This is a genomic window from Thermomicrobiales bacterium, from assembly GCA_023954495.1.
Lineage (GTDB): Bacteria > Chloroflexota > Chloroflexia > Thermomicrobiales > CFX8 > JAMLIA01.
Genome location: JAMLIA010000114.1, coordinates 1 through 8,150 on the forward strand (window position 1 = coordinate 1; position 8,150 = coordinate 8,150).

Consider the following 8,150-nt stretch of genomic DNA (forward strand, 5'->3'; position numbering starts at 1 on the left):
GGGTGACCCGGATGGCATCACGACCACCGCGATCATCACCACTCCTGCGAACGCCGCCGCCGAGTCATTGCACGATCGCATGCCGCTGATGGTCCCGCGCGAGCGGTGGGACGAGTGGCTGCTCGGCGACGATCCTGGCGACCTGCTCCACCCGCCGGCAGACGATCTGCTGACCTGGCATCCAGTTGATAGCGCCGTCGGCAATCCGCGCAACGAGAACGAGCACCTGATTGATCCCCTCGATGAGGGTGACGAAGCGTAGGTCAGGCGCGGTCATCGAGCTGGCGCTGATACCAGAGCGCCCGATACGACACCTCGTAGCCAAGCGACGCGTACAGCCTGTGGGCGATCGGGTTGTCGGGCTCAGTCGTGAGCGCTGCGACTTCGATGTCGCGTGCACGTAAAGCGCTGAGGCCGGCCAGTACGGCGGCGCGGCCGAGGCCGAGCCCTCGATAGCGCTCGCTGACCATCACCGGCTCGGTGCGGCCCTCGCGCGGTCGGATCGCCGCCAACTCGGCGTGCGCGATCGAGCAGGTGCAGGCGGCAGCAATCTGGTCGTCGCTATCAACGATGACGAGGTCGAGTAGCGGATCGTAGTCCGGATCCGCACGGAACGCGTGCCACTTTCGCAAGGCAGCCTCGCGACGCCCGAACGCCTCTTCATAGAGTGCCAGCCAGGCATCCAGCTCGTCGGGCATACGCAGTGTGCGTACCCTGAAGCCGTCCGGCAGTGTGGGTTGTGGGGGTGGCGTGTCCAGCGGGCGCGTCATACGCAGCTCCTCCCCGCCGATGGCGTAGCCGTGCGCTTGAACGATCGTCCGGAGCAGGTCATCGTCGGAGCGGCAGAGAATGATGAGTCGATCAATGTCGGCAGCGCGGACCTGCCCCTCGGCCCACGCGATGATCTGGCTTTCACGCGTCCCGCGTGTATTGGGATGCACGAGCATGCCCAGATAGCGACCCTGCCAGAGCAGCGCGAACGCGACGAGCCGTCCGGATTCTTCGATTAGCCTGCTGTGACGCTGGCGGTCAAATGCGGAAATGGTGAGCGTCAGGCGCAATTCTGTCGAGCGCAACTCCATATCCACGTAGCCGGCACGCTCGCAGACGAGAAGCAGGTCGAGCACGCGCGGCAGGTCAGCATCCGAGCAGGTGCGCGTATTCATCGCCGTCATCCTTGCTGTGCGTGAGTAAACGACGTGAGGATAGGTGTCCATGGTGATGCATGAATCGGGCGGCTAACCTGCCGCCCGATTCGTGCTTCTGGCTGCGAGTTGATGTCTACCGCACGTTGCCGCGCGACAGCATCCGCACCATCGGCATGGGCGCTGTCGGGTAGTCGATGAGCGCCGGGCCGTCCTGCGCGAAGGCATCCTTCAGCACATCGCGGAGCTGTTCGGGCGATTCAGCGCGGTAGCCGGCGACGCCGAATGCGTCGGCCAGCTTGACGAAGTCGGGGTTTTCCAGCGTCGAAGCGATCTCGCGTCCGCCATAGCGAGTGCGCTGAATCGCCTTGACGTTGCCGAACGCACCGTCGTTGAAGACGATTGCAACGACTGGGATGTTGAACTGCTTGGCGGTGGCGAGGTCCGGCTGGGTGTACAGGAACCCGCCATCGCCGTTGATCGAGACGACCTTGCGGCCCGGCGCGCCGACCTGCGCGCCCAGCGATGTCGCATAGCCGTAGCCGAGCGTGCCCTGGAATCCGGCACCGACGTAGGTGCGCGGCTGATAGACCGGGAAGCCGAGATCAGCGTAGGCAGCAACCTGCGTAATGTCGCCGACGAAGATGCCGTCGTCCGGCAACTCCTCGCGGATGACATCGCAGATCGACGCTTGCGGCTGGCCCTTCTCGAACAGCTCCTCCTGCACAGCCTCGCGAACCACGGCAATTTCCTCGCTGCGCGATGCGCGTGAGCGATTGTGCTTGCCGACCACGTTCGCCAGCCGCGTCAGGCCATCGATCGCGTCGCCCATGATCGCGACGTCCGGCTGCTGCACCTTGCCGAATTCGGACGCGTCGATGTCGATCCGCACGACCTTCATGCCGGTCGTGCCCCAGTCTGTCATCGGGCGCTCGAAGCGCGTCCCGACCGCCAGGACAGCGTCCGCTCTGTCCCAGATCTTATGTCCACCCAGAACCGACAGCGTGAGCGGGTCGCGATCGGAGACCGCGCCGCGTGCGCTCGGCGTGAGGATCACCGGAGCCTGCAACATCTCTGACAGCTGGCGGAGAGGTTCGCCTGCGTCGATCGCGCCACCGCCGACATAGATAACCGGATACTCCGCTTCGCCGAGGATCTTCGCCGCACGGTCGAGCGCATCGTCGTCGATCTCCGGCAGAGCATCCAGTTTGGCTGCGCCGAGCAGTGTGACGTCGCCAGTGCGGCCCATCATGTCCGGCGTCATCTCGATTTCCACTGGGCGAGGGCGACCAGTCTGAAGCTGGCGGAATGCTTCCTGAACGACAGCCGGTACGTCTTCCGGCCTTTCGATGAAGGTCGCCGACTTCATCAGGTGTTCGATCATGCCGCGCTGATCCGGGATTTCATGGAGCGCACCGATGTTCTTGCCGTACTGATGCTCCCAGATCTGTCCGGCAATCACGAGGACCGGCGCGTTGCACGCCCAGGCAGTGGAGAGTGCACCGGCGGCATTCAGCAGACCGGGCCCGGGGACGACAACGCACACCCCGACCTTGCCCGCCGTCAGGGAGTACCCGTACGCCATGTATGCTGTCGTCTGTTCGTGGCGCGTGTGGATGACGCGGATGTCATCCTGCCGCCCGTGAAAGGCGTCGAAGAGGTTGTCCATCTGGACGCCGGGGAGGCCGAAGACCGTATCGACGCCGTTTTCAATCAACGACGCGACGATCGCCTCGCCACCAGTGAGTTCCACCATTGCTGAGTTCTCCTGCCATGTTGCCAGAGACAATTCTGGATGCGTAGTAATCTGGGCTACTCCGCCGATGATAGGCGGGTCGCGTCAGTCTGACAATGCAAGCGAGAGAACCAGTTGGAAATAGAATCGGTCCCCGGACAGAAGCCCGGGGACCTGGGAGGGATGGGAACCGTGGAGACGGTCAGTGCCCTCGTGAGCTAGCGATGCCAGGCGCGTGCGCTCCAGGAGTCGCATGGGGTCTCCTGAACCGGTGTGACCGGTGCCGGATCGCAGTCTGGAACGGCCGTTGCGCCGCCGCCGCAGTCGCCGCCACCGATGTTGATGCCGAGGTCCAGATCGACCGCGACGAACACGCCAAGGCCGAGATTGATACCGGTCATCAACTGTCGCTCCGGCAGCTCCACCAGAGATTCGGATTCGAGTTCTGCAAAGGTCAGCTCGTTCATCGTCATCGTCGTGAACCTTTCTGCTTCCCGGATCGGGCGATACCCTGTCGCATCGCTCCGTGTTGCAACCCTTAGTGCGCGTACCCCTCGATTGGGGACATTGAATTCAGAACTCTTCGTGCGACCCATCCCGCGCCGGAGACAATTCCGGCTCGTACCATGCGTAGGACCAAACGCGCGACGTTGGCAAGCATCATCGTCATCCCGAAGCCGATCAGCCCGAGCATGCCGAGATGGAAGAGCGAGGTGAGCGCCACCAGTGGCAGATCTGCGCGCAGGGCCAGCAGCAGGATATGAGCCTGCTGTTGGCCGGCCTGTTTCATCATCTCAACCGTTGCGGGCATGGTGCGGAGGAAGGCGATCAGCATCGTCGCCATCAGCGGGATCGTGACGACGATGTAGGTCGCAAAGACGACCGCAACCCAGCGACGAAGACGCGGCAATCGCGGGCCGGGCAAGATCGAGGCCGGAACCAGCGAGCGCACAAACGGGCCGATCTGGGAGACGAGATCCGGGACGCCGGTCAGGTCGGTCAGCGTCCAGTAGCCATCGAGTCGGAGGAACGGGAGACTCTGTCGCACGACCTCGATGTTGATCGCAACTGCCCCGATGAGCAGCAGATCAATGCCGCTGAACTGATAGCCGATGATCAGCCCGAACGTGAAGAGCAAGTGGAAGTAGAACCCACCCAGGTCGGTTCGTACCTTGGCCCAGCGTCCCAGCCGGTAGGAGTCGGTGACGTCGGTGTAGAACACCGGATAGAACAGGTACCAGCCGACACCGATACTGCGTACCTGCCCGCCACCGTAACGTAATGCCGCCGCATGCCCCAGCTCGTGGATCATGCCCCCGACGGCGATGATGCCGAACAGCAGCATCACTTTGTGCGGCTCGACAAGCACCTGCATCAGCCAGTCCTGCCGGACGCCGTGGTCGGCATACAGCCAGAGATGCCCGAGCCCGACCATCACCAGCATTGCCACCATCAGCGGCGGCCAGTAGAGCCAGCGCAGCAGCCGCGCGACCGGATCGATCACCCGCGGGCCGAGCATGCGCAGGCGCATACGAACTGCCAGCGGGTCCTGCCGCGGTAGCAGCTGTGCACTTTGCTCGGTAGTTGTCCCTTCGACCAGTAGACCGGCCGGACCGAGCGTGCGCTCGATCAGCGTCGCGATGTTGCCGCCGCTGACCGGTCGGCCGGTTTGCTCAGCGACGATCGTCGCCAGATCATCCAGGCTCCGTTCGCCGTCTGCGTGCTCGACGACGCGGTACAGCAGCTCGGTGAGCTGGATGAACTGCCCGTCGCGCTCGACGAGCCACTGCCGGTCACGGAAGCCACTGTCGGCGAGCTCCCCGACCAGCCGGACATGCGCGGGTCGGACGGGTCGATGCATCTCTTGCCGACCGGCAAGCTCGGCGCACGCCGCCTGCAAGCGAGCGCGATATCGCTTGCTCGCGCGCTCCAGTGCGCCATCGAAGTCCAGCAGCGGAGCGCCGCCTTGCCAGTGCATCGGAGTCGCTGCGATCACCATACCGGCACATACTCCTTTCGAAAGTCGGCCTTGGCGCGCCCGATCCGCTTCTTGGCAGCTTCCCGAGAGATGCCGAGGTGCACTCCGACTTCCTCACTCGACATGCCGATGACTGTGTGCAGGACTAGCGCTTCACAAGCGGACCCGCTCAGGCGGTTGAGTGCATGAACGACATCCTCCCGCACGACGCAATCTTCAGCGTGGTCAGCGTTGCGGAGCGAAGCGGAAGACACAGCGCCGCGCTCAACGAGATCGTCCATTGAATCAACCCGGCGCTGCCGCCAGGTCGGCATCAGGTTGTTGCGCGCGATGCGGTACAGCCACTGACGGATGGCATCGCCGTCGTGCAGGTGATCGAGGTCGCGCCAGGCGTCGAGGAACGTCTCCTGCACCAGATCGTCGGCGAGATCACTGCTGGAGCACCGCCGCAACAAGTAGCGATGGATCGCAGGGTAGTGCCGCTCGACCAGCAGGTCGAATGCGGCGCGGGAGCCCGTCTGCGCAAGCGCAACCAGCGCCGCATCCGACGCATCCACAGGAACTGTCGCGATCGCGCGATTGAGGCGCGGCGAAATGGCAGCAACCATTAGCGGCCCCCTTTCGCCCGCTGACCGCGTGAGGGTCGCGAGCTTCCGCCGCTCCGTCGTTTCGGCGTGGATTGCGCCGAAATCACAGGTGATGGGCCGGGAGTTTCGCTATGAGCGATCTGTTGATCGAGCTTGGCGAGACGACGTTCCAGATCATCGCGCGCCGCCTTGAGCGTCGCTGTCGAGTCGGATCGGGACTGTTCCAGATCGCAGACTTTCTCCGCAAGGATGTCGCGCTCGTGCTCAAGCATCTCGATCTGGCGCATGAGCACCTGGATACGTTCGTCGCGACCGGCGACTTCGGTTGCCCACGACTGCTCGATGACGCCGTGGATCGATTGCAAGTCGTTGAGATAGCGCGCACCGATCGATTCCATGAGCGCTTCGAGCGCTGCCGTGTCGGTGGTCGCCGGAACTGCCGCCGGCACCGATGGTGTCGTGGGCTTGGTCGCGGTCATGCTGACGACGCTGGTTGCTGCCGCGCGAACAGTCTGCTGAACAAGCCGCTGAGCATGCTCGCTGGCCATCCCCAGGACCGGGCGCAGCTCAAGACGCCGCGACGCGCCACTCAGCGCAATGCCGAGCGCTCCCACCGAGATGACCAGGCTGAGGAATGCCCACCGATCGAGCATCGATGGTGCCGCGATGGCAGCGGCCGGTGCGACGGTATGTACGGGTGTGCTTGCACTTGCCTGTGCGCTATCACCAGTGAGGGCGATAATGCCCACAACGGCAACAAGGCAGAGGGTGCAGAGAAGCTGACGCATGTTCTCGTCCCTTCTCGTGTGTCGCGATGTTTACGGACACACGTAGGCTGCGTTCGTCCAATTGGGAAATGGACGAGTTCAGCCTGGAGGGACTGGAACTGCGAGGGTGATACTTGAAGGAATGCGTTGAATCCATTCGTGACGCAGGGCGCGCCCAAGAATGATTGCGGCGACCAGGAGAACGCCCAGAATGGCGGCAGATCCACCAGAACCCGACGCGGCTGCGCCCGAGGACGTGCCGGACGCGGCGGTCGGTGCGACTGGGATCGTCGTCTGATTCGGCGCGGGCGTAGTGCCCTGCTCACCCGGCAGGCGATCCGCCGTAGCCGCCGAAGATGGGACAATGGGTGCGGTAGTAGTTACCTGTGGAACATACAGATTCGCTGGCTGCTCAACGGTCGGACCCTGCTTCGCTGCGGGCTGTGCCGGGGTGGCGACGCGCGTCTCCGAATCGGCAGCAACGGTCGTGCCATGGGCCGGCAGAACCACGATCGGCTGCTCGTGCGGCAGTACGCTGGATGGCGTCTGCGCTGGAACATCGCTGACCTGTGGAGCGACCGGCGCAGGGCTGATCACTGTCTGATCGCCTGTGACCGGCACGACTGGCGCTGGCGCGATCGGCGTCTCAGCGTTCGCAGGCGGCGGCACCGGTGCGACATCGACCTGGTCGCTTGAACCTGGAGCTGGCGCATCCACAATTGGCGTTTCCGGAACTGTGCGATTCACACCAGGATCAGTGGTCGGCTGTGGATCGACAGGTTCCAGAATGGGATCGACGACATCATCCCCAACGGGGACACCTGTGTCGAGCAGTCCCCCGACTGGCTCCAGCACCGGCTGTAGCGGCGCAAGCGTGTCAGTGACCGGCGCGGTGACGTCAGTGACGACCTCAAGAACCGGGGCAACCTGCTCAAGGACTGGATCGAGCACCTCGTTGACTGGTTGAAGCTTCTCTTCGAGCGGCGCGGTGACGTCGGTGACAACCTCGGTTACCGGTGCGATGACCTGCTCATTGATTGGAGTTAGCACCGGCTCAAGTGGCTTGGTAACTTCGTCAACGACTGGCTCAAGTGGCTTGGTCACTTCTTCAAGCACGGGCGTGAGCGGCTCGGTGGCAGTGCCGACTGTATCAGCCGCCGGCTCGACCAGCTGTACATCGGCATTGAGGATTGACGTGTCAGTTGCAGTGGGATCGACCGTCAGATCAACGACGCCATCGACTGCGACGGAGATGTCGCCGTCGACTGTGATCTCGACACCCGACAGGCGCAAGCCACCATCGGCGCTTGCGGTGGTCGGCTTGTACCATAGCGCAAACGCCATAACGGCAACTATCGCCATTAGCATCTTGAGGTATGTTCGCATACCTGCACGATCCACTCTGTCGGGTGCCAACGTGTCAGATGTGAGAAGCGCTCAATGCCGATCCGAAAAGATCTGCATACCTGGTCAGTGCCCACATCTGTGGTCTTGTCCTCATACAAACGCATTCTGACCAAATCGTCAAGAGGCAATCTGACGGGACTGTAAATTTCACATAGCCGGGCCGTTCAGATTGATAGCCAGTCCCGCCGGCGGCCCGCTCACGCGACAGATTCACTGTGCTCGACTATTGAGTACGTTGTCAGTGTCAAGGTGTCCGATTGGCAGCCTGCCCTGTCTCCTGTCATTTCGAACCGCAGTGAGAGATCTCCCACACATTTGACTGAGCCCGACGTATGGGAGATTTCTCGCGTGCGCGCTCGAAATGACAGGATGCGAGGATGGCTGTCGGACACAACTGCTCGCCATTGTCGGCAATGACGCACTGCTGGGTCGGCAACCTGCCCTGTCTCTTGACATTTCGAACCACGTTGGCGCAGCCATGTGCGATCGTGCGCGCGTATGAGGGTTGGCGGGTCGCGTATCCTGCCTGAC

The 8,150-nt window shown here is 63.1% G+C and carries 8 protein-coding genes; 1 reads left to right on the plus strand and 7 read right to left on the minus strand.

Annotation, left to right across the window (positions count from 1 at the left end; translation table 11 throughout):
* Positions 1-262, plus strand: a 262-nt coding sequence (locus M9890_14895) for an SOS response-associated peptidase (protein ID MCO5178240.1), incomplete at its 5' end; no start/stop codon positions are given.
* 1 nt (position 263) lies between these two features.
* Here M9890_14895 and M9890_14900 read toward each other — a convergent pair.
* The 7 genes from M9890_14900 to M9890_14930 form a co-directional block, all read right to left on the minus strand.
* Positions 264-1,166, minus strand: a complete 903-nt coding sequence (locus M9890_14900; protein MCO5178241.1) for a GNAT family N-acetyltransferase — start codon at positions 1,164-1,166, stop codon at positions 264-266.
* A 115-nt stretch (positions 1,167-1,281) separates the two neighbouring features.
* Positions 1,282-2,901 carry a thiamine pyrophosphate-binding protein gene (locus M9890_14905; GenBank protein ID MCO5178242.1) on the minus strand — a complete coding sequence of 540 codons (1,620 nt, stop codon included), beginning with the start codon at positions 2,899-2,901 and terminating at the stop codon, positions 1,282-1,284.
* A gap of 197 nt (positions 2,902-3,098) precedes the next feature.
* A complete protein-coding gene (locus tag M9890_14910) occupies positions 3,099-3,353 on the minus strand; it encodes a hypothetical protein (GenBank protein MCO5178243.1) in 255 nt (84 codons plus the stop codon).
* 65 nt (positions 3,354-3,418) lie between these two features.
* Entirely contained in the window at positions 3,419-4,879 is a 1,461-nt protein-coding gene (locus M9890_14915; GenBank protein MCO5178244.1) for a hypothetical protein, read from the minus strand.
* Positions 4,873-5,466 (minus strand): sigma-70 family RNA polymerase sigma factor, encoded by a 594-nt coding sequence (locus tag M9890_14920; GenBank protein MCO5178245.1) that lies wholly within the window; start codon positions 5,464-5,466, stop codon positions 4,873-4,875. Before M9890_14920 ends, M9890_14915 begins: the two co-directional genes overlap by 7 nt.
* A complete protein-coding gene (locus tag M9890_14925) occupies positions 5,466-6,233 on the minus strand; it encodes a hypothetical protein (GenBank protein ID MCO5178246.1) in 768 nt (255 codons plus the stop codon). Before M9890_14925 ends, M9890_14920 begins: the two co-directional genes overlap by 1 nt.
* A 78-nt stretch (positions 6,234-6,311) precedes the next feature.
* Positions 6,312-7,598 (minus strand): hypothetical protein, encoded by a 1,287-nt coding sequence (locus tag M9890_14930; GenBank protein MCO5178247.1) that lies wholly within the window; start codon positions 7,596-7,598, stop codon positions 6,312-6,314.
* Positions 7,599-8,150 lie beyond the last annotated feature (552 nt).

Coding starts and splice junctions, on each gene's coding strand:
- M9890_14900 (MCO5178241.1), bottom strand. CDS start 1,166: ATGAATACGCGCACCTGCTCGGATGCTGACCTGCCGCGCGTGCTCGAC.
- M9890_14905 (MCO5178242.1), bottom strand. CDS start 2,901: ATGGTGGAACTCACTGGTGGCGAGGCGATCGTCGCGTCGTTGATTGAA.
- M9890_14910 (MCO5178243.1), bottom strand. CDS start 3,353: ATGACGATGAACGAGCTGACCTTTGCAGAACTCGAATCCGAATCTCTG.
- M9890_14915 (MCO5178244.1), bottom strand. CDS start 4,879: ATGGTGATCGCAGCGACTCCGATGCACTGGCAAGGCGGCGCTCCGCTG.
- M9890_14920 (MCO5178245.1), bottom strand. CDS start 5,466: ATGGTTGCTGCCATTTCGCCGCGCCTCAATCGCGCGATCGCGACAGTT.
- M9890_14925 (MCO5178246.1), bottom strand. CDS start 6,233: ATGCGTCAGCTTCTCTGCACCCTCTGCCTTGTTGCCGTTGTGGGCATT.
- M9890_14930 (MCO5178247.1), bottom strand. CDS start 7,598: ATGCGAACATACCTCAAGATGCTAATGGCGATAGTTGCCGTTATGGCG.